Genomic DNA, 21,014 nt, shown 5'->3' on the forward strand with positions numbered 1-21,014 from the left:
TCGGGCCGCGGGGCCTAGGTCGTTGCATTGCACCCCAGCCTTACAAAAGGTAGTTATCCTTAATCCTGGTCCGATGCGTTAGGCCGAACGTAACCAGGGCATCAATAACGGGCTGGGTTTCGATGGCGTGCTGCGTTAGCGCGTACGAAACCGTGACGGGCTTGGTCGTATTGACCGTGCGGGTAATCAGCAGGTTATCTTCCAGCTCCTGCAATTCTTTCGAGAGCACTTTGGGAGTGATGCCCACTGACGTCTCTTGTAAATCTTTGAAGCGCAGGGTACCATAGTTGTGCAAGTTGAGCAGGATGCAAAACTTCCACTTCCCGCTCAATAGCTCGAGCGCGTCTTTCAGGGCCAATACTCGCTCCCGGTACATCTCCGGCGTCTGCCCGCACCTTTCGGCTGCTACGTTACTGTCTGCCTTCATAAATAGTCACTTTCCTAAAGGAAACGGATAGCAAATGTAAAGTGACTACCCAGGAATTTTGGCTTGTAATTAAGACCACGCCACATGAAGAAGACCATTTTTATTACCGGTGCCTCGTCGGGCATTGGGAAAGCCGCCGCTAAACTATTCGCGGCCAAGGGCTGGCACGTACTTGCCACCATGCGCAAGCCCGAAAACGAAACCGAGCTCCATCTGCTCGACAATGTCACGCTACTGCCTCTAGACGTAACCAACTTAGCGCAGATTAAGGACACCACGCAAAAAGCCTTGGCCCTAGGTCCGGTCGACGTGGTGTTTAACAACGCGGGCTACACGCTGCTGGGCGCCCTAGAAGCCACTACCGACGAGCAACTGGTACGCCAGATGGAAACCAATTTCCTGGGAGTGGTGCGCGTTACCCAGGCCTTTATTCCGGCCTTTCGGGCTCGGAAAGCGGGCCTGTTTATTACGACCAGCTCCTCAGCTGGGCTGATGGCTTTTCCGGTGAGCTCTATGTACGATGCCAGCAAATGGGCGCTCGAAGGCTGGAGCGAAAGCTTGTCATTTGAGTTGAGTCAGTTTGGGATTGGCATCAAGAACATCGAGCCCGGCCTGGTTTCGACGGAGATAATGGGTAAATCGGTCCGCGTTTCGCACCCGGAGTATGAAGAATTGACGGACAAGTTTTTGGCGGCCATCAGCGCGCCTGGTAGCGGGGCTTCTACCTCCGAGCAAATTGCGGAAGTAGTGTACGAAGCCGCCACCGACGGCACCGACACCCTGCGGTATGTGTGCGGGGAGGACGCTAAAGCCCTGTATGCGCAGCGCCTGGCGGTAGGCGATGAAGCCTTTAGAAAGGGCGTGCACCAGATGATTGCGGGAGCGTGAAGACTACGCTAAGCGTGCGTTGCCAGTACGCACAATAGCCTAAGCAACATCATAGTGCATCATCCACAAAAAGAGCCTTCGGCAATCCGCTGAAGGCTCTTTCGCATGTAGGCCTGATTGGTAGACCTAGGGGCGAGCTAGCCGCGGGTGGTGAGCTGTGAACTACCTCCGTTGAGATTGAAAATTCTCTTTCTGCAACTTGTGAATACCAAAATTTTTAGCATATATTTGTGCAGCTAACGGGAAAAGCAAAATTTATTTTTAACCTACCCGTAACATACTGATTAACAACGCTAATTTTTACTAAAAAACGAGGCCATTTTCGGCACCTTTTCCAGACCCCTAGGGTTAAGTAGTCGTATATGAGCAAGCAACCTGCAACCCCCGAAACTACCGTTATGAACGAGGCCATCAAAACCCCGAAAGACACCACGGCTACCAAGAAGGCGGCGCGGGTGGAAAGCTATGACATCGCTAAATCTGACGAGACGCTGGACCTCGCTAAGGACCTCGCCAAGTTCATTAAAGAGAATAAGCTCAGCACCCAGGTGCAGGGCAAAGAGTTTGTGAATGTGGAGGGCTGGCAGTACGCCGGCTCGCGCCTAGGTATCGTGCCTATCGTGGAGCACGTCATTGACATGAGCAATGACCAGGAGATTAAGTACCAGGCCAAGGTGACGCTGTTTGATATGCGCTCGCAGCACACCGTGGGCGCTGGCTTCGCCATCTGCTCGAATAAGGAGAGCGGCAAGAAGTTCTACCAGGAGTTTGCCATCGCCAGCATGGCCCAGACGCGCGCCATTGGCAAGGCGTACCGCAACATCCTGGCCTGGATTATCCGCGCCGCGGGCTACGAGCCTACTCCTGCTGAGGAGATGGAGTACACCGGCAACGTGCCCACGCCCGCCGTCGCTCCTAGCGTAACCGAGCCTACGCCCGTGATGCGCGCCGTTACCAACACGCCTGCTCCAGTGGAAGCACCCGCCGCCGAGACACCAGTTGCTGCGCCAGTGCAGTACGCCACGGCGTCGCAGAAGGAGGAGATTATTCGCCTGCTAAACCACCCGCTCATCACACGCCAGGAGAAGACGAAGATGCTGCTTAACATCAACCGCCTCGATGAGGAGCGCGCTACCCAGGCCATCGCCAAGCTGCGCAAGGCCATCGAGGACCGCGAAGGCACCTCGGCCGTAGCCGCCTAGGTTGGTTTGATTTAAAACGAAAAGGCCTACCACAATGTGGCAGGCCTTTTTTGTTGCGGTGCAAGGCTTTCGCTTCACACGCCTATCGAATACCAGCCCGGGTAAGGGCGGCCTGGTAACGCCGCGCGTTTACTAGGTGCTCTTCCTTGGTAGTGGCGAAGGCGTGGTAGCCCGTGAAGTCTTCCTTGGCGCAGAAATACAGGTAATTATTGTCCTCGGGGTGCAGCACGGCGTCGATGCTGCTGATGCTGGGCAGGTTAATGGGGCCGGGCGGCAAGCCCGCCACGCGGTACGTGTTATAGGGCGAGTCTTTCTGCAAGTGCACGTTGAGCACGCGCTTGATGCCGAAGTCGCCGTTGGCGTACACCACGGTGGGGTCGGCTTGCAGCTTCATACCGCGCTTGAGGCGGTTGAGGTACACGGCCGCAATGCGCGGGCGCTCATCGGCGTGTTGCTGCTGCTCGGCCTCCACAATGCTGGCTAGGGTGCTCACCTGCAAGCGGGTGAGGCCGAGCTTCTGGCGGGCAGCGTCGCGCTCGGGCGTCCAGAACTTCTCATACTCCTTCTTCATGCGCTGCATGAGGTTCTCGGCCGAGGTGTTCCAATACAGCTGGTAGGTGTTCGGGATGAACATCGAGAGCACCGTGGTAGTATCGAAGCCTAGGCTACGGGTATAGTTGGGGCTGCTCAGCAGCGAGTCTATCTGCTTGGGGCTAGCGTCGATTTGCTTCGAAAGCTTGGCGGCCAGCTCGCGGCGCAGGCGCACATTGGTGAAGGTGAGCATGAGCGGCGACTGCCGGCCCGACTTTAGCAGGTTGATTAGCATGCGGTTGGTCATGCCACTCTTCAGCTCGTAGCGGCCGGGCTTCACGGCGCCGGGCTTGTTGTAGCCCATGAGCTTGCCCACGAAGTGCAGCGACAGCTGGTCGATGATGACGCTGGTGTTCGCCACCTTCACGTTTTCGACCGCTACCAGGGCCTTTTGCCAGTCGTCGGTGCGGCGAATGTAAACGAAGGCACGCTGCTCCTGGGTATCGACGTTAGTGGTGTAAAATACCTGAAAAAAATAATAGGAGAAGCAGACGAGAAAAACCCCGAGTATCACGCTAACAGTGGCGAACCGGTTGCGCCGGCGAATAGCATCGGCCCGGTATTCGACGCCGGACTTTTTGGCAGGAGGAAGCATGAAAACACAGCAAGTGAGCCCCAAAATTACGCACGGCGCCTAGCTCCGGCCTGCATCGCTGCTTTCGGTCGCCCGAAACTCAATTTTACGCTTTAAAAATCCGTAGTACCTTGCCTGCCGTAAGGAGTCCTAACCTGGCTTCCGGCCCGTTTTTTTGTTTCCTTCCCCCCCGATATGGCTGCCACCCTGCTTCGCATTCACCCCGAAAACCCGCCCCAAAACCGCATTCTGCAAGTAGTAGAAGTGCTGCGCAAGGGCGGGCTCATTATTTACCCCACCGATACGGTGTACGGCATTGGCTGCGACATCACCAACGCCAAAGCCGTCGAGAAGCTTTGCCGCATCAAAGGCCTCAAGCCCGAAAAAGCTGACCTTAGCTTTATCTGCCACGACCTGTCGCACATCAGCGACTACGCCCACGGCATCACCACGCCCACGTTTAAGGTGCTGAAAAAGGCGCTGCCCGGCCCGTTCACGTTCATTTTCGAGGCCAGCCCCAACGCCCCGCGCTACGGCGGCGTGAAGCGCAAAACGGTCGGCATCCGGGTGCCCGATAACCAGATTGTGCGGCAGATTGTCAAGGAGTTCGGTACGCCCATCGTGAGCACTTCGGTACGCGAGAGCGCCGAAACGCTGGAAGAGTACGTGACCGACCCCGACCTGATTTTTGAAAAATACCGCTCGCTCGTCGACCTCGTTATCGACGGCGGCTTCGGCGGCAACATCCCCAGTACCATCGTCGACTGCACCAACGATGACTTCGACCTCGTGCGCCAGGGCCTAGGTGACATCGAGCAGTTTTTGTAGGTAATAGGTAATTGGCGTAATAGGTAATGGGTAATGATTTTAGTGCAGTAGTTCAGCTACACTAAAATCATTACCCATTACCTATTACGCCAATTACCCATTCCTTTTATGCTTCCAGCGGCGGTGCGTCCAGAGGTATTGTTCGGGCGTGGCCCGGATGTCGGTCTCCAGGCACCGTACAAAGGCCTCCGTGATGGGGTAGCGCTGGGCTTCGTCGGGCGCGTGGGCGGCGGCCGTGGCGGCCTGGCCATCAGGCAGCTGGGTGAAGGTTATTTCGTAGTAGCCCCGCCGCGCCCGCCGGATGCCCACGTAGAGCACGGCGCAGTCGAACTGCTGGGCCAGGCGCTCGGCGCTGGTGTAGAAGCCCGCCTCGCGGTGCATAAAACTGGTCCAGTAGGGCCGGTCCTCGGGGCCGGCGGCCTGGTCGGTGAGCAGGCTGATGGTGCGGCCCTGCCGGCGGTGCTGCACAAAGTAGCGTAGCGTGCCGAGCATGGGCACGGCATCGGCACCTAGGCGCGTGCGCAAGCGGCGCATAAAGTGCTCGAAAAATCTATTGTTCAGCGGCTTATACACGCCCGCCGCCCGGCCCGGAAACTCCAGCTCCGCGCCCGACAGTAGCCACTCCCAGTTGCCCCGATGCGAGCCGAGCGAAAGCACGAAGCGGTTTTGGGCAAAAGGCCCCGTCATTAGCTCGGGGTTAGTGAAGTGCATCCGCCGGTGCAGCTCGGCCGGCGAGATGGCGGCCAGCTTCAGAATCTCGACCAGCACCTGGGCAAAGTGCCAGTAAAACTGCCGGCCAATCTGGCGGATTTCAGCTTCTTCTTTTTCCGGAAAAGCGTGGCGCAGGTTATCAAGTACCACCCGCCAGCGGTAGCGCACCACGTAGGCCAGCAGCAAGTAAATACCCCGGGCGGCTACGTAGAGTACGGCCAGCGGCAGGTGCGCCAGCGCAAGCAGCAGCCAATTGAGCGGATAAAAATACCAGGCGTAGGGCCGGGGCGCGGCGCTCATCGGGGCAGAGCGGCCCCGGCGGGCGCGTACTCCGTGAGGCTGCGCTGGCCCGCGCGGCTCTGCGTGGCAAGCACTTTATTGGTGGCCGCGTCGCGGGCTTCTACTTTCAGGGTGTAGGCGCCCGCGGGCAACGGCCCCAGGGGCACCTGCCCCACGGCCGGCGTGGGCCGCCCGGCCGCCGGCGTGATGGGCGCCGAATCGACCGCCGCCGCGGGCTTGCCATCGGGCGCTACCACGTAGTAGCGCAGGCGCACCGGGCGGTCGGCGGGCAGCTGGTTTAGCTCGGTGTAGAAGAACACGACGTCGGCTCCGCGGCCGTAGTAGCCGCCCGGCGCCCGCGTAAGCAGGTAGCCGCCGCGGTTGAAGACGCCCACCTCGGCAGCCTTCGCGGCGGGCCGCGACAGGAATACGATGTCGCTGAACGCCGGTGCTTTAGCGGTGGCTACTACCAGCGGCTGCTCCACGGTAGTTTCGCCGTTGGCCGACTTGTACTGGTCGCGCACGCGGCCCCGCAGGGTGTAGGTGCCGTCGGGCACCGTCACACGCTTGAGAAAGCTAAGCGGGTTTTTGATGCTGATAGTCGTGTCGCTGAGCACGGGCGGCTTCAGCGTCACGGTTTCCTGCCAGGCAGCCGTGCCATCGGCCTTCACGATAGACAGCTCGACCACGGCCGACGACTGAAACGACCTAGGGGCCCGCTGCCGGTAGGTGAGCGGCTGGGTGGGCACGGTCACCGAAATCTCGATTTCGCCGCCTTTCTGCACCTGGTCGAGGTTGCGAAAGCGGGCTACTTCGAGCAGCAGCTGGGGCGGGCCGGCGTGGGCAGCCAGCGGGGCAATAGCCAGGGCTAGGGGGAAAAGCAGAAAGCGCATAGGGCAAAAATAAGGCGGCAGTAGCGCGGACATTCAGTCCGCGCGTACCAAGCTGGTCAACTTACGGACTAAAAGTCCGCGCTGCGAGTGGGTTTGCCCTAGGGCGTTGCAAAGTCCGTGCTACGGCTACCTTGCGGCCATGTCCGTTGTCCTTTCCGAGCTGCACTACCTGCCTAGCATCCCGTTTTTTCAGCAGCTGCTGCACGCCGATGCGCTCCTGCTCGATGCCCACGAGCACTACCACAAGCAAACTTACCGCAACCGCTGCCTCGTGCTCACGGCCCAGGGCCCGCAGCCCCTCACGGTGCCAGTGCTCGATGGCAGCCGCTCCGAAAAAATTCGCACCAGCGAAATCGAAATCGACTACCGCCAAAACTGGCCGCACCGCCACTTCCGCACTCTGCAAACGGCCTACAACGGCTCGCCTTACTTTGGCTATTACGCTGATTATTTGCTGGATATCTATGCTCAAAAACCCGCCCGGCTCTGGGACATGAACCTAGCCCTGCTGCACTTGCTGCTGCGCTGCCTGCGCTGGCCGCTGCCGGTGGCTTTTACCACCGAATACCTCTCCCCTACCAGTTCGACGGTTCACGCCCTCACGCCCCCACCACTTGACCTGCGCGACGTACTGACACCCAAAAGTACCCCTAGGGCCGCCGAACCTGACAGTACGTCGCAGCGGCCCTACCCCCAGGTATTTGGCCCCGCGTTTGTACCAAGGCTTAGCGTGCTGGATTTATTATTTATGCAGGGGCCGGCGGCGGGTAGGTGGTTGGGGTAATCCCAAATTAGGTTGTTAAGAGATTAAGCGCAATATTGCTTTTGCCTTACCAGCTTGTTTACTTGACCACCCTCTTTCCGAACCTTCGGCTGAAGCAGCTTGTTTTCCAGTTATCAATCGCATTAATCCGTATCTACAGCGCGCAACTATTTACCTGTATTGCGGTAGAGGTTAGACATACGGCTTATACTATCATCTTGCTTGCATGGAAGCTAAATTTTCAAACCGCGTCAAGGAGGTTATCTCCCTCAGCCGGGAGGAGGCCATCCGGCTGGGCCACGACTATATCGGTACCGAGCACTTGCTGCTAGGCATGATTCGGGAGGGCGAAGGCACGGCCCTAGGTCTGCTCAAAAAACTAGGTGTGGCCACCGATGAGCTAAAGTTTGCCCTAGAGCAAGCTACGCGCAACACGGCCACCCAAGGTACCAGCATCACTGGCTCGATTCCGCTAACCAAGCAGACCGAGAAGGTGCTGAAAATCACGTACCTCGAAGCCAAGATTTTCAAGTCGGAAATCATTGGCACTGAGCACTTGCTCCTCTCGATTCTACGCGATGAGGACAACATTTCTTCTCAAATTCTTTCCAAATTCAACGTGAACTACGAAACCGTGCGCGACTCACTTGATTATCACGGCGCGGCCCCGACCACCAGCCCCAAAGCTGGCCCGGACACCGACGACGATGACGACCGCCTCTTTGGCCAAGGCCAGGGTGCGGCCGGCCGCGGGCAAGGTGGCGCTGGCAATGCTGGCGCAGCTAAGAAGCCCGGCGAAAAATCGCGTACCCCGGTGCTCGACAACTTCGGCCGCGACCTGACTAAACTGGCGGAGGACGATAAGCTCGACCCCATCGTGGGCCGCGAAAAAGAGATTGAGCGCGTGGCTCAGGTACTGAGCCGCCGCAAAAAGAACAACCCAATCCTGATTGGTGAGCCGGGCGTGGGCAAAACGGCTATCGCCGAAGGCCTCGCGCTGCGCATCATCCAGAAGAAAGTAAGCCGCGTGCTCTTCAACAAGCGCGTAGTAACTCTTGACCTTGCGTCGCTGGTGGCTGGCACCAAGTACCGCGGCCAGTTTGAGGAGCGCATGAAGGCCGTGATGAACGAGCTGGAGAAGTCGCCCGACGTGATTCTGTTCATTGACGAGCTGCATACCATCGTGGGTGCTGGCGGGGCTTCGGGCTCGCTCGACGCTTCTAACATGTTCAAGCCGGCCTTGGCCCGCGGCGAAATTCAATGCATCGGCGCTACCACGCTGGACGAGTACCGCCAGTACATCGAGAAAGATGGTGCCTTGGCCCGTCGCTTCCAAATGGTAATGGTGGACCCCACCACGCCGGAGGAAACTATTGAGATTCTGCACAACATCAAGGACAAGTACCAGGACCACCACCACGTGGTATACACGGACAAAGCCATTGAACAGTGCGTGAAGCTGAGCGACCGCTACATGAGCGACCGCTTCCTGCCGGACAAAGCCATCGACATCCTCGATGAAGCTGGTGCGCGCGTGCACATCAACAACATCGTGGTGCCCGAGGACATTCTCAAGCTCGAAGAGCAGATTGAGAACATCAAAGGCGAGAAGAACCGCGTGGTGAAATCGCAGAAATACGAGGAAGCCGCCAAGCTCCGCGACACCGAAAAGAAGCTTTTGGAACAGCTCGAAACGGCCAAAAAGTCGTGGGAAGATGAAACCAAGAAGAAGCGCTACACGGTGAAAGAGGAAAACGTGGCCGAGGTAATCGCCATGATGACCGGTATCCCCGTGAACCGCGTGGCCCAGAACGAAGGCGAGAAATTGCTGAACATGGGTGCCGAGCTGCAAGGCAAGGTAATCGGTCAGGAAAAGGCTATCAAGCAACTGGTGAAAGCTATTCAGCGCACCCGCGTGGGCTTGAAAGACCCGAAGAAACCAATTGGCTCGTTTGTATTCCTCGGCCCGACCGGCGTAGGTAAGACGGAGCTAGCCAAAGTTTTGGCGACCTATCTCTTCGATAAGGAAGACGCACTGGTGCGCGTGGACATGTCGGAGTACATGGAAAAATTCAGCGTATCGCGCCTGGTGGGCGCGCCTCCCGGCTACGTGGGCTACGAAGAAGGCGGCCAGCTGACGGAGAAAATCCGCCGCAAGCCATATTCGGTTATCCTGCTCGACGAGATTGAAAAGGCGCACCCGGATGTGTATAACCTGCTGCTACAAGTGCTTGACGACGGTATCCTAACCGACGGCCTAGGTCGTAAGGTAGACTTCCGGAACACCATCATCATCATGACCTCGAACATCGGGGCGCGTGATTTGCAGGACTTCGGCGCGGGCATCGGCTTCGGCACCAAGTCGCGCAACGAGAACATGGACGAGTTGACGAAGGGCACGATTACCAACGCCCTAAAGAAGACCTTTTCGCCCGAGTTCCTGAACCGTTTGGACGACGTGGTAGTCTTCAACTCGCTGGAGAAGAAAGATATCCACAAGATTATCGACATCAGCCTCAGCAAGCTGCTCAGCCGCGTACTCGCCCTAGGCTACCGCGTCGAGCTGACCGAGAAAGCCAAGGACTTCGTGGCCGACAAAGGCTACGACCCCAAGTACGGTGCTCGTCCGCTGAACCGGGCCATCCAGAAGTACATCGAAGACCCGATTGCCGAGGAAATCCTGAAGGCCCAGTTGCTGCACGGCGACATTATTACGGCCGATTTTGAAGACGGCAAGGAGGAGCTCAGCTTTGTAGTGAGCAAGAGTGATATCAAACCCAACCTGCCCAGCGATGAGAGGCCCGAAGAGGCCCCTTCGGAGCCCGAGGCTGGTGAAGCGAAGTAATTAGAATTGACAGCGTAAAAGGCCGGTTACCGTGAGGTAGCCGGCCTTTTGCGTTTAGCTACTCTTCGCGCCGCTACGCGCGCTTACGAATTAATTGCTGACATCTAGGCGGTGGCCGGCCGCGTCTGGTTTAGCTTTTATTTTTGCGCCCTTCACCTCCTGCCCCAAAACCACGTAGGAGGCATTATTGAGAATGAGTTGGTAGCCAGCGGCCACTAGCTCCACACTTTACTGCGCAGAGATGGCCGCCCTTACTTCCGATTTTCCCGCTATTTTTAAGGCTCTGCCAGGAGCTCAACTTTTACTTTCCACTGACTTAGTGATTGAAGCGGCTAGCGAAGCCTACTTAGCCGCTACTCTCACGCAGCAGGATGCTTTGCTGGGAAGATATATTTTCGACGTTTTCCCGGATAACCCGAGCAGCGCGGCGAACGGGGCCGTACGCACCGTCCGGGATTCTTTGCTGGAAGTGCTGGTTACTGGGCGGCCGCACGAACTGACGTTGCAGCCCTACGACTTGCCCGACCCGGCGCGGCCCGGCCAGTTTCTGGAGCGCTACTGGCACACGCGCAACGCGCCGGTGCTGGATGAGGACGGGCGGGTAACCCACTTGATTCACGAGATAGCAGACATCACGGCGCAGGTGCAGGCCTCTGCCGAACTGCAGGAAAGCCAGGAACGCGAGCAAGACGCCCGCGCCGAAGCCGAACACCAGCGCAGCGAGCTGCTCCGCATATTTGAGCAGGCACCGGTAGCTATTGCCGCGTACCGGGGGCCGCAGTTTATTATTGAGTTGGCCAACCCGACTGTTTGCCGCCTGTGGGGCCGCGAGCAGGCACAAATTATCGGCCTAGGCTTATTCGAGGCGCTGCCCGAAGTAGCCGGCATGGGCTACGAAGAGCTACTAACCAACGTAATGACCACGGGCAACCCCCACGTAGCCCACGCTATGGAGGCCGTGCACGAGCGCGAAGGGCGGCGCGACATCGTGTACTGGGATTTTGTGTACGTGCCTATGTACGAAGAAGATGGCAGCATCTACGGCGCCATGGTGGTAGCCACCGAAGTAACCGAGCAGGTGCAGGCCCGTCAAAAAATTCAGGAGCTAAACGACCAGCTAGCGACTGCCAACGAGGCGCTGCACACCAGCAATGGTGAGCTACTGCGCAACCAGGAAGAAGTGCTGCAGGTGCAGCAGCTACTGGAGTCGCACGTGGCCGAGCGCACCCAGCAGCTGGAAGCGGCGCTGGCCGCCGCTCGGCAGTACCAAGCCATCAATACCCCGCAGTAGCAAGGCGGGCACTTGCCGTAGCGCACGGCCCTGCTTCGCATTGCGTCTAATGAGCTCGCCGTACGCAACCTATTACTCTTATTAAGGCAAAAGGCCGACCGCTACAAATAGCGGCCGGCCTTTTGCCTTACTGGCAGTATCTCAAGCACCTAGGGCTACTGCTGGCTGGCGCGGAAGAGTTTTTGCTTTTCGTCCTTCGACAGGCTTTCGTAGCCGGAGTGCGAAATCTTATCTAGAATCAGGTCAATTTCCTCCTGGCCGGCGATGGCGGGGCCGCCGTTTTTAGCGCTGCTGGCCGAGCGGGCGCCGGTGGCCACCGGCTGCCGGTGCGTCACGCGCATGCCGGGCTTCTGGCTGAACACGCGGCTAAACCACTCGCCAATGGCCGTGACCGGAGCGCCCATGTCGCGCCCGGCTTTGAGCTGCTTGATGAAGACGAAGCCCAGCAATGCGCCCCCTAGGTGCGTGATTTCGCCGCCGGGGTTACCACCATTGATGCCCGCGATGGAGATGAGCACCACGGCCACCGCTATCCACTTTATCTTGACTGCGCCAATGATGAAAAGCATGAACGTGAAATCGGGTAGCAGCGTAGCCGCCGCCACAATGACAGCCGTAACGGACGCCGAGGCGCCGATTACGGGCTGCCCCACGAAGGGTTGCAAGGCGGGAATGAAATTGTAGGCCAGCAGGAAGAACACCGCCCCCACCAGCGCCCCTAGTATGTAGAGGCTCACCAGGCGGCGGTCGCCCAGGTACTCGCGAATGAGCTGCCCGAACCAGTAGAGGTTCAGCATATTGAAAAGAATGTGCAGGAAGCCTTCATGCACAAAAGCATACGTCAGCAGCGTCCAGGGGTGGCGCAGCAGCGAGTAGAGGTCGGAAGGCAGCGCCAGCTGGCGCATGATGAGCTGGTAGCTCCCCGACTGGGCAATAAAGAAGATGGCCCGCAGAATGATGAGCACCGCGAACACCAGCCCATTGAGAATAATGAGCTGATTGAGTGCATTATCGCGGCGGGAAAAGGCGTCGCGGATATCCTGAGTTAAGCTCATGGAACTGATATGTTAATAGAATTGCTGGCGGCCCCGCTCCCAGAATTTGAGCACGATAAACCCAATGAGTAGGCCGCCTAGGTGGGCAAAGTGGGCTACGTTGTCGCCGGGCGTGCGGTGCACGCCCGCGTAGAGCTCATATAAAGCGTAAAAGAAAACAAAATACTTCGCCTTGATGGGGAAGGGGAAAAACAGGAGCATGAGCTCGGTATTAGGAAACAGGTAGGCGAACGCGAACAGGATACCAAATACGGCCCCCGAAGCGCCGACCATGCCGCCGGCGGGCGAGGTCAACATGTCACTCACCACGCCCTGCACCGCGCTGGTAGCTGAGGCAATGTACTCCGCGTTGCGGGGGTTGTCGTGCATGGCGCGGGCCAGCGTTTGGTAGCCCGAATACTGCGGGGCGTAGTCTTCGAAGAACTTTGCAAACTCACCGCCCGAAGGCTGGCGCGCAAACTCTACGGCGGCCTGCTGCACCTGATTGAGCTCGTAGGCCCGCACGCCCTCGTAAAGCAGGCCCGCGCCGAAGCCGCAAATCAGCCAGAATACCAAAAACCGCGGCCCGCCCCAACGCTGCTCCAGCATCGGTCCAAACGAAATGAGGGCGAACATATTGCCAATCAAATGCCCCCAACCCGCATGCAGGAACATGTAGGTCACGAATTGCCAGGGTTGAAAGTAGGGTGAGCTCAGCGGGTAAAGTGCTCCCAACTGGAAAAGCTGCGGAAACAGACTACCAGTTATAACAAGCAGCAATACATTCGCAATGAGCAGATTGCGAACGGTGGGCGTAAGATTAAACATTGGAGATAATGACGAAAGGAAGCCGTAAAAGCAGGCTATGTACCGGGCTTACGGAAAAAGTCGGCCAACTGCTGGCCATCGAGTAAGACGACCGTGGGGCGGCCGTCGGGGGTGTAGTTGGGCACCTGGCAGGCGAAGAGCTTATCGACCAGCGCACTGAGCTCTAGGTCGGGCAGGCGGGCCTGGCTGGTGGCCTGGGCCACGCGCCGGGCCAGCGCGCGGGCCAGCGCCTCGCGGCGGTCGACGCGCAGCGGGGCCGCGCCGCTGCGGAACTGCTCGATGAGGCTTTCGAGCAGCTCTTTTTCGCCCTGGGCGGGCAGGTCGGCCGGCACCGCCTCGATGGCAATGGTGAGCGGCCCAAACTCGGCAAACCGGAAGCCCAGCAGGTGCAACGGCTGCGTAAGCTCCTGAAGAATAGCAAAATCGGCGGGCGAAAACGTGAGCGGCCGCGGGAACAGCAGCGCCTGCGAGTGCACGGCGCCCCGCTCCTGCCCCGCCGCGTACTGCTCGTAGAGGATGCGCTCGCGGGCGGCCTCCTGGTCGATGAGCATCAGGCCCGACTTCACGGGCAGCAACACGTAGCGCGTGAGCACTTGCGTGGCGCGCGGTGAATGAGTGAGGGAGTGAGTTGGTGAGTTGAGCGCAGTAGCAGGCTGGAGCGAGGGCTCGGGGCTGCCGGCGTGCACGAAGGGCAGCTCGGGCAGCGGCGCGGGAGCTGGCTCGGTGGGCGCGGGCGCGGCGGCCGGGGGCGCCGCGGCGGGCGCGCCCTCGGGCCGCACGGTTTGGCCCAGCTCGCGGTAAAAGGCCTCTAGGTCGCGCTTGGCCTGCTCGGTGGGCTTAGGCGGCGCCTGGCGCTCGGAGGAGCGGCTGGCGCTGCCCTGGCGCGAGGAAGCCGACCCCGAAGTAGCCAAGGCGTCGGGGTTGAACGCGACGTGGCGCATCGGGGCGGGCAACTCGCCACCGGCGCCGCTGGCCGAAGTGCGCAACGGTCGGATGGGCGCAAAATTCACGTCGCCCTCGAAGTCGAGCGAGGGTGTGAGGCTGTGCAGCCCTAGGGCCTGCCGCACGGCGGCGCGCACCACGGCGTACACCGTTTTCTCGTCCTCGAACTTGATTTCGGTCTTCGTGGGATGCACGTTGATGTCGATGGTCTTGGGGTCAAGCTCCAGAAACAGCACGTAGAATGGGTGCGTGTCCTTAGGTAGCAGGCCCTCGTAGGCGGCCAGCACGGCGTGGTTGAGGTAGGCCGAGCGGATGAAGCGGTTGTTGACGAAGAAAAACTGGTCGCCCCGGCTCTTCTTCGCCGACTCGGGCTTGCCGATGTAGCCTTTTACCGTGATGAAGGGCGTAACTTCTTCGCAGCCCGCTAGTTGCTCCTTGTAGTTATTGCCCAGCAGGGCTACGATGCGCTGGCTGAGCTTACCGGCGGGCAGACCAAATACCTCTAGGTCGTTTTGGTAGAGCGAGAAGGCAATCTGCGGATTGGCCAGCGCCACGTGCTGAAACTCGTCCAGGATATGGCGCATTTCTACCGCGTTGCTCTTGAGGAAGTTGCGGCGGGCGGGCACGTTGAAGAATAGATTTTTGACCGCGATGCTGGTGCCGTCGGGGCAGGCAGTGGGCGCCTGGCTGCTCACCTGCGAGCCCTCGACCAGCAGCAGCGTGCCGGTTTCCTGGCCACGCTGCTTGGTGCGAATTTCGACCTGAGCCACGGCCGCAATGCTGGCCAGCGCCTCGCCCCGAAACCCTAGGGTGCGGATGCGAAATAAATCCTCGGTCGAGCGAATCTTGCTGGTGGCGTGGCGCTCGAGGCTCATGCGGGCGTCGGTGGGCGACATACCCGAGCCATTATCTACTATCTGCACCAGTTGCTTGCCGGCCTCTTTCACAATGAGTTGTACGGACGTAGCGCCCGCATCGACCGCATTTTCGAGCAGCTCTTTCACCACCGAAGCTGGGCGCTGCACCACCTCACCCGCCGCAATCTGGTTGGCGAGGTACTCGGGCAGCAGTTGAATAATATCGGGCATGGTCTCACGTATACAGTACGCCGGGGCATGTCGGCACGGCTGCGAGGGGCATCCGTGCCTACCTTTGCGGCCAATTTGGGTAACCAACTGCTCTGAAGTGAGCAGCTTTCTTACCTTTCCTACGGGCTCCTGGCTCGTAGGGAACCGCTGTGGCAGGCTAGGGGTTCCGGCCCCACTGCCACCGGCAAAAGTAGGCCCATTAGGCCGCCTTTTCTATTTTTAACTACTCCCGACCTGGGCTGATGCGCATCAACTTCCGGCTACTTTCTCTGGGCTTGTTGCTGAGCGTCACGGCGTTGTTGCTGGGTTTTGCCACCCCCAGCCCTACCCTACCCGACCCCCTGCCCAGCGGCCCCGCCGAGCAGCGCTGGGTCGATAGCGTATTTACCTCGCTCAGCCCCGACCAGCGCCTAGGGCAGTTTTTCATGGTGGCGGCGTATTCCAACCGGGAAAAGGCCCACATCGACCGCATCGAGCGGCTGGTGCGCAACCAGAATATCGGCGGAGTGATGTTTTTGCAGGGCGGCCCTCGGCGCCAGGCGCTGCTCACCAACCGCTTGCAGGCCGCCGCCAAGGTGCCGCTACTCATCGCCACCGATGCTGAGTGGGGCCTCGACATGCGCCTCGATTCGACCATGCACTACGCCAAGGAGATGACCCTAGGCGCCATGGACGACGACAAAATAGTGTACCAGATGGGCCGCGACCTGGCCCGCAAGCTGCGCGCCCTGGGCATCCACATCAACTTTGCGCCGGTGGTGGATGTCAACTCCAACCCTAGCAACCCGGTAATTGGCAACCGCTCGTTTGGCGAGGACCAGAACCGGGTGGCGGCCCTGAGCGTGCAGTACGTCAGGGGCTTGCAGGACCAGCGCGTAATTGCGGTGGCCAAGCACTTCCCCGGCCACGGCGACACCGACACTGACTCGCACAAGGCGCTGCCCGTTGTCAATACCGACCTGGCCCGGCTGGAGAAAGTGGACCTGGTGCCCTTCCAAAAGTCATTTGAGGCCGGCGCGCTGGGCGTGATGGTGGCTCACCTCTACATCCCGCTCTTCGACACTACCAACGCAAAAACCACCACCTTGTCGAAGGCGCTGGTAACGGGCTTGCTACAGGAGAAAATGGGCTTTAAAGGTCTGATTTTCACCGATGCGCTGAACATGCGCAGCGTCAGCAAGCTCTATAAAGACGGCGAGCTCGATGCCATGGCCCTAGCTGCCGGCAACGACGTGCTGCTGTTTTCGGAAGACGTGCCGGCCGCCCTTACCCGCATCAAGGAAGCCGTGGAGCGCGGCCACCTCGACCAAGCCGACCTCGATGCGCGCATCAAGAAAATTTTGCGGGCCAAGTACTGGGCGGGGCTGAATCGCTACCGCCCCATCAACCTGGGGCAGCTGCGCGACAGCCTCAACCAGCCCGGCAGCCGGGTGCTGGCCCAGACTATTTTTGAGCACGCCGTGACGGTGGTGAAGAACGAGGACAAGCTCCTGCCCTTCCAGCGGCTTGATACATTGCGTATTGCGGCCATCACCATCGGCACGCAGGCGGAGGGCCCCTACGCCACAATTTTCAATAAATACCAGGCGGGCCCGGTATACGCCGTGCCCGACCGCTACGCGCCCGACTCCACATTTAGCCGCATCCGGTCGCGCCTGGGCGATGCGAACGTGGTGGTGGTGAGCCTACACCAGATGAATAACACGCCCGGCCACAACTACGGCCTGGGCGACGGGGCGCTGAAATTTTTGAAAGAATTGCAAGCCGACCCCAAGCGCAAAACGGTAGTAGTAGCCATGGGCAACGCCTACGGCCTCAAATACCTGGAGTCGGCGCGCACGCTGGTTTGCGGCTACGAGGACCATTACCCGGCCCAAATTGTGGTGCCGCAGGTACTCTTTGGGGCGCTGCCGGCGCGGGGCAAGCTACCTGTGACGGTGTCGGAAGCCATGAAAGCAGGCACCGGCATCGCTACCGCCGACCTGCACCGCCTGCGCTACGCCGCGCCTGAGCGCGAGGGCCTGGACTCGAAAGTCATGAGTCAGATTGACCACATTGCCTTGGAAAGCATCGTGACGGCGGCCACGCCGGGCTGCCAGGTGCTCATCGCCAAAAACGGCACGGTGGTGTTCGACCAGAGCTACGGCTACGGCACCTACGACCAGAGCCAGCCCGTGACAAGCAGCACGCTCTACGACCTCGCCTCGGTGACGAAAGTAGCCGGCACTCTACAGGCCATCATGTACCTCAAGGACCAGGGTAAGCTCAACCTCGACGAGAAAGTAGCCACCTACCTGCCCGAAATGCAGCGTACCAACAAGCGCCTGATGACCGTGCGCGACGTGCTGCTGCACCAGGCCGGCCTCAAGCCAGGCATCCCGACCTGGGAGCGCACCGTGCAGGCGGGCACCCTCAAGCCCGCCTACTACTCGACCCTGCGCACCGAAGACTTCCCCAACGAAGTAGCGCCCGGCGAGTATTCCATCAAGGCGGCTGACGACTCGGTATGGGCCTGGACGCTGCGTTCGCAGTTACTACCCAAGGTGAAGGGTAAGTATCCAGTCGAATATTCTGATTTGAGCTTCATCATTATGAAGCGCTTGAGCGAAAAGCTCCTAGGTCAACCGCTAGTGGACTTTTTACCCAAGGAGTTTTACAAGCCCCTGGGTCTAAGCACGATGACGTACAACCCGCTCACGCGTTTCCCCAAGAGCTGCATCGCGCCCACTGAAAAAGACACTTACTACCGCCGCGAGCAGTTGCAAGGCACCGTGCACGACCAAACCGCCGCATTGGTAGGCGGCGTAGGTGGCCACGCCGGTCTCTTCGCCACCGCTAACGACCTGGCCGTGCTCATGCAGATGAACCTGCAAAACGGCCGCTACGGCGGCACCACATTCTTCCAATCGCCGGTCGTCACGGAGTTTTCGCGTCCGCAGGTGGCCGGCAACAAGCGCGGCCTGGGCTGGGACCGCGGCGACCCTAGCAAGCCTGAAGGCCCCACCAGCCACCTAGCACCCGCTAGCACCTTCGGCCACACCGGCTTCACGGGCACCTGCGTGTGGCTCGACCCCGACAACCAGATTCTCTACGTCTTCCTCTCCAACCGCGTGTACCCCGACGCGGGCAACATCAAGCTACGGACGTATAATATCCGCACTCGGATTCAGGAAGTGGTGTACAAGGCGATGGCCCAGCACCAGCCCGAGCGGGCAAGCAGCACAGCCGGCGGGCAATAGGCTGCTTATTTACTTGGGGCTAACTCAATGTGTAGGTAGGCCGCTCCACCAAAACTCACTTGTTGAGTGCTGACAAGAGGATAGCCAACTGCTTTTATTTGCAGTGGACGATTAGAACGTCCGCCATGAGGCCCGCCACAACCAACCCACCCTAGTCGAAAAAACCCCGCGCTATTTGTGCTAGCTGTTCTCAAATTACAGAGAATTTCGCTACCAAAACAACTATAGCTAACTTGAATCAGAGCTCCCTTAACGGGTTTATGACTGATTGCATCCACAACTCGGCCTTGAGCATAGGTAGCAACAGTATCAAATATTGCTACAGCACCAGACACAATTCGGCAATTTTTTAGCTTGTATTCTTCCGTCCGAAAAGGCGGTGCCTCAGCTGGCGTACCAGGAACCACTTTCTGTCCAAGCTCCTTTCTGACTTCAGACGTATACCAATTTGCCTGCGCCAAACTCTTACTGTAACAGCCTGTCAGCAGTACTAAGCTAATCAGATAGAGGGGTTTTTTCACAGCTGAAATATAGGCCCTGTCCTCTATTGCGGCGCCACCCACGCGTTATCGGCGGGATAGCTGTCGGGCACGTAGAGGCTACCTAGGGTCACTTTGCTGATGGCGCGGCGGCCGGCCACCGGTACCGTGACGCTCTGGGCGCCGCTTTGCCACACGGCTATCGTGCGATGGATTTTCTCAGTGTCACCGTTTTCGAAGGTCACGTTGAGGTCAATGGGTACAGGCTTGCTGCCGTGAGCCGTGACTACGATTTGGGCGGGGCCGTCGGCCGGGCGCGTTACGCTCGTGATGCCTAGGTCGGGGTAGCCGCCGTCGAAAAACCAGCGCTGCCAAAACCAGTCGAGGTTTTGCCCGGCCCCGGCATTCATCGAGTAGAAGAAGTCGTAGGGCATAGGGTGCTTGCCGTGCCAGGTGCGGATGTAGGTGTGCAGGGCTTTGGTGAACAGCTCATCGCCGAGCAAATCCTTGACGTACAAGTACCCTAGGCCCGGCTTGGGATAAGAATTCAGGAAGAACGGCACGCCACTCTGCTGAGTCGTGAGGGTCACGATGGGCAGGTCGTCTTCGGTGGCGGCAGCGCGGCTGTAGGGCAGCATGCCGTAGTCATCGACTAGACCGGGCTGGATAATGGGAGAAATCAGCCACTCGCCGATGGTAGCCCAGCCCTCATCCATCCAGCCGTATTTGGTTTCGTTGATGCCCATGTAGAACGGGAACATCGTGTGGAAAATCTCGTGGTCGGTGAGCGTAATGGCCTCCTCGCGGGTGCGGGTGGGGTTGTCGTTCACCATCATCGGGTATTCCATCTGGTCGAGGCCGTCGAACACCGTTTCGTGGCTGTAGGGGTAAGGCCACTTGGGGAAGGTGTAGCTCATAGCCTCCACAGTCTTACGCCCAAACTTGGCAACCTCCTCAAAATCATCGTGCTTGGGGCTGTACACGGCATCGACGCGGGTGCGGCGCTTGGTGGCGGGGTCTACCACCAGGCTGGTGGCGTCCCAGACGTAGTGGTCGGCGGTGGCAAAAACGAAGTCCGTCACGTCGCGTGCGTCGAAGTGCCAGGTGTTGTAGGCGTTGGGCGCCGTGGCATCGTGCAGCCGCGCCTCGGCGCTGTCGATGATGGCCGTGAAGCCGTCCTTCTTCTCGGCAGTGCGCAGGCGGGTGAGATACTTCTTGGTGAGCACCTTGTCCGCATTCGTCAGGTCGCCGGTGGCCCAAACCAGGAAATTACGCGGCACCGTGATGTCGGCCGCGAAGTGGCAGAAGTCGTTGTAAAACTCCGGCCCGCCGAGGTAGGGCGTGCGGTTCCAGCCGTCGATGTCGTCATAGACCGCGATGCGCGGGAAGAAATACGCTACAAATGCCGCGCCTGGCTCGACCTCGCCCGTGCGCTGGTGCGAGCCTTTATTGAGCGTATAGGAGTACGTGATGGCCACCTGGGCCACCTGGGCCGCCTGCCGGGCACCTAGGGCGCGCGGCAGCGGCACCGTCATATTGGTGTTGTCGATGGCCAGCTGGCTCACGTCGAACTGCTGGCCGTTGATGCTGAGCCGTTCGATTTTAACGCCATCGCTGAGGTCCTCGGGCGCTACTCTGCCCGAGCGCGGGGCGCCTTTCTGGTAAATATTGGGGTAGAGCTTAAACCAGAGCTGGCGCAGCGAGTCGGGGCTGTTGTTTTGGTAGGCAATATTGACGGTACCCGCCACCAGCCGCGTGGCGGGGTCGAAGTTGACCTTGATGGTGTAGTCGGCGGTGTTTTGCCAGTACCTAGGGCCCGGCTGGCCGCTGGGCGAGCGCGTGCCATGGTCGTAGGTGGCGCGCAGGTTGCGCGGCATGGGTAGTGGCGTGGGCGCTTGGGCAAAAGCCACCCAACCCGTCAGGAGCAGGGCCGCGAGCAGCCAGTGGCGGGCCGCAGAATTTCTTTTCAACAAAACAATCAACTAGGTAGCCTCCGTGAAGTGCGGAGCGCGGTTTTTGGCAAACCTGGCTCGCACGTGCTACAAACGAAAAAACCGGCGCAGCGCTGCAAGCCGGTTTGCAAAAATAGCCAAAACGGCAGGCTAGCCCGAC

General features: G+C 59.4%; 16 protein-coding genes. 7 read left to right on the plus strand and 9 right to left on the minus strand.

The window, feature by feature from the left end:
- Positions 1-40: 40 nt before the first annotated feature.
- Complete coding sequence (locus ACFSDX_RS18165; protein WP_382316116.1) at positions 41-427, minus strand: winged helix-turn-helix transcriptional regulator; 387 nt, start codon at positions 425-427, stop codon at positions 41-43.
- Positions 428-511: 84 nt separating this feature from the next.
- On the opposite strand from ACFSDX_RS18165, the gene ACFSDX_RS18170 reads away from it, so the two are divergent.
- Entirely contained in the window at positions 512-1,315 is an 804-nt protein-coding gene (locus tag ACFSDX_RS18170) for an SDR family oxidoreductase (protein ID WP_382316118.1), read from the plus strand.
- A gap of 398 nt (positions 1,316-1,713) precedes the next feature.
- Positions 1,714-2,517: a hypothetical protein gene (locus ACFSDX_RS18175; RefSeq protein WP_382316171.1), complete on the plus strand. Its 804-nt coding sequence runs from the start codon at positions 1,714-1,716 to the stop codon at positions 2,515-2,517.
- A gap of 82 nt (positions 2,518-2,599) precedes the next feature.
- Here ACFSDX_RS18175 and mltG read toward each other — a convergent pair whose 3' ends face one another.
- Positions 2,600-3,703: an endolytic transglycosylase MltG gene (gene mltG, locus ACFSDX_RS18180; protein ID WP_382316120.1), complete on the minus strand. Its 1,104-nt coding sequence runs from the start codon at positions 3,701-3,703 to the stop codon at positions 2,600-2,602.
- Positions 3,704-3,877: 174 nt separating this feature from the next.
- Here mltG and ACFSDX_RS18185 point away from each other — a divergent pair, with 174 nt between their 5' ends.
- A complete protein-coding gene (locus ACFSDX_RS18185; protein WP_382316122.1) occupies positions 3,878-4,510 on the plus strand; it encodes an L-threonylcarbamoyladenylate synthase in 633 nt (210 codons plus the stop codon).
- Positions 4,511-4,603: 93 nt separating this feature from the next.
- On the opposite strand, the gene ACFSDX_RS18190 is transcribed toward ACFSDX_RS18185, so the two are convergent.
- On the minus strand, positions 4,604-5,521 hold the full coding sequence (locus ACFSDX_RS18190; protein WP_382316124.1) for a lysophospholipid acyltransferase family protein: 918 nt from the start codon (positions 5,519-5,521) through the stop codon (positions 4,604-4,606).
- Positions 5,518-6,393: a hypothetical protein gene (locus ACFSDX_RS18195; RefSeq protein WP_382316126.1), complete on the minus strand. Its 876-nt coding sequence runs from the start codon at positions 6,391-6,393 to the stop codon at positions 5,518-5,520. The genes ACFSDX_RS18190 and ACFSDX_RS18195 overlap by 4 nt, the downstream gene beginning before the upstream one ends.
- Before the next feature lie 139 nt (positions 6,394-6,532).
- Here ACFSDX_RS18195 and ACFSDX_RS18200 point away from each other — a divergent pair, with 139 nt between their 5' ends.
- The 3 genes from ACFSDX_RS18200 (at position 6,533) to ACFSDX_RS18210 (ending at position 11,292) form a co-directional block, all read left to right on the plus strand.
- On the plus strand, positions 6,533-7,177 hold the full coding sequence (locus ACFSDX_RS18200; RefSeq protein WP_382316128.1) for a WbqC family protein: 645 nt from the start codon (positions 6,533-6,535) through the stop codon (positions 7,175-7,177).
- A gap of 205 nt (positions 7,178-7,382) precedes the next feature.
- Positions 7,383-10,001 (plus strand): ATP-dependent Clp protease ATP-binding subunit, encoded by a 2,619-nt coding sequence (locus ACFSDX_RS18205; protein WP_382316130.1) that lies wholly within the window; start codon positions 7,383-7,385, stop codon positions 9,999-10,001.
- A 241-nt stretch (positions 10,002-10,242) separates the two neighbouring features.
- Positions 10,243-11,292, plus strand: a complete 1,050-nt coding sequence (locus tag ACFSDX_RS18210; protein WP_382316132.1) for a PAS domain-containing protein — start codon at positions 10,243-10,245, stop codon at positions 11,290-11,292.
- A gap of 155 nt (positions 11,293-11,447) precedes the next feature.
- On the opposite strand, the gene ACFSDX_RS18215 is transcribed toward ACFSDX_RS18210, so the two are convergent.
- From ACFSDX_RS18215 to mutL, 3 genes are read right to left on the minus strand one after another with little or no spacing between them, the layout of a single operon-like run.
- Positions 11,448-12,347 (minus strand): rhomboid family intramembrane serine protease, encoded by a 900-nt coding sequence (locus ACFSDX_RS18215; RefSeq protein ID WP_382316134.1) that lies wholly within the window; start codon positions 12,345-12,347, stop codon positions 11,448-11,450.
- A gap of 12 nt (positions 12,348-12,359) precedes the next feature.
- The gene (locus tag ACFSDX_RS18220; RefSeq protein WP_382316136.1) at positions 12,360-13,154 is read right to left on the minus strand and encodes a rhomboid family intramembrane serine protease; all 795 of its coding nucleotides are present in this window, start codon (positions 13,152-13,154) and stop codon (positions 12,360-12,362) included.
- Between the two features lie 35 nt (positions 13,155-13,189).
- A complete protein-coding gene (gene mutL, locus ACFSDX_RS18225) occupies positions 13,190-15,184 on the minus strand; it encodes a DNA mismatch repair endonuclease MutL (protein ID WP_382316138.1) in 1,995 nt (664 codons plus the stop codon).
- A gap of 242 nt (positions 15,185-15,426) precedes the next feature.
- Between mutL and ACFSDX_RS18230 the strand changes: the two genes are divergently transcribed.
- Positions 15,427-18,423 carry a glycoside hydrolase family 3 N-terminal domain-containing protein gene (locus tag ACFSDX_RS18230; RefSeq protein WP_382316139.1) on the plus strand — a complete coding sequence of 999 codons (2,997 nt, stop codon included), beginning with the start codon at positions 15,427-15,429 and terminating at the stop codon, positions 18,421-18,423.
- A 5-nt stretch (positions 18,424-18,428) separates the two neighbouring features.
- Here the strand turns inward: ACFSDX_RS18230 and ACFSDX_RS18235 are convergent, their stop codons facing one another.
- Together ACFSDX_RS18235 and ACFSDX_RS18240 are read right to left on the minus strand one after the other, a co-directional pair.
- On the minus strand, positions 18,429-18,944 hold the full coding sequence (locus ACFSDX_RS18235) for a hypothetical protein (protein WP_382316141.1): 516 nt from the start codon (positions 18,942-18,944) through the stop codon (positions 18,429-18,431).
- A 23-nt stretch (positions 18,945-18,967) separates the two neighbouring features.
- Entirely contained in the window at positions 18,968-20,872 is a 1,905-nt protein-coding gene (locus ACFSDX_RS18240) for a M1 family metallopeptidase (protein WP_382316143.1), read from the minus strand.
- Between the last annotated feature and the right edge of the window lie 142 nt (positions 20,873-21,014).

Origin of the sequence: Hymenobacter bucti, from assembly GCF_042681145.1 — a bacterium.
Lineage (GTDB): Bacteria > Bacteroidota > Bacteroidia > Cytophagales > Hymenobacteraceae > Hymenobacter > Hymenobacter bucti.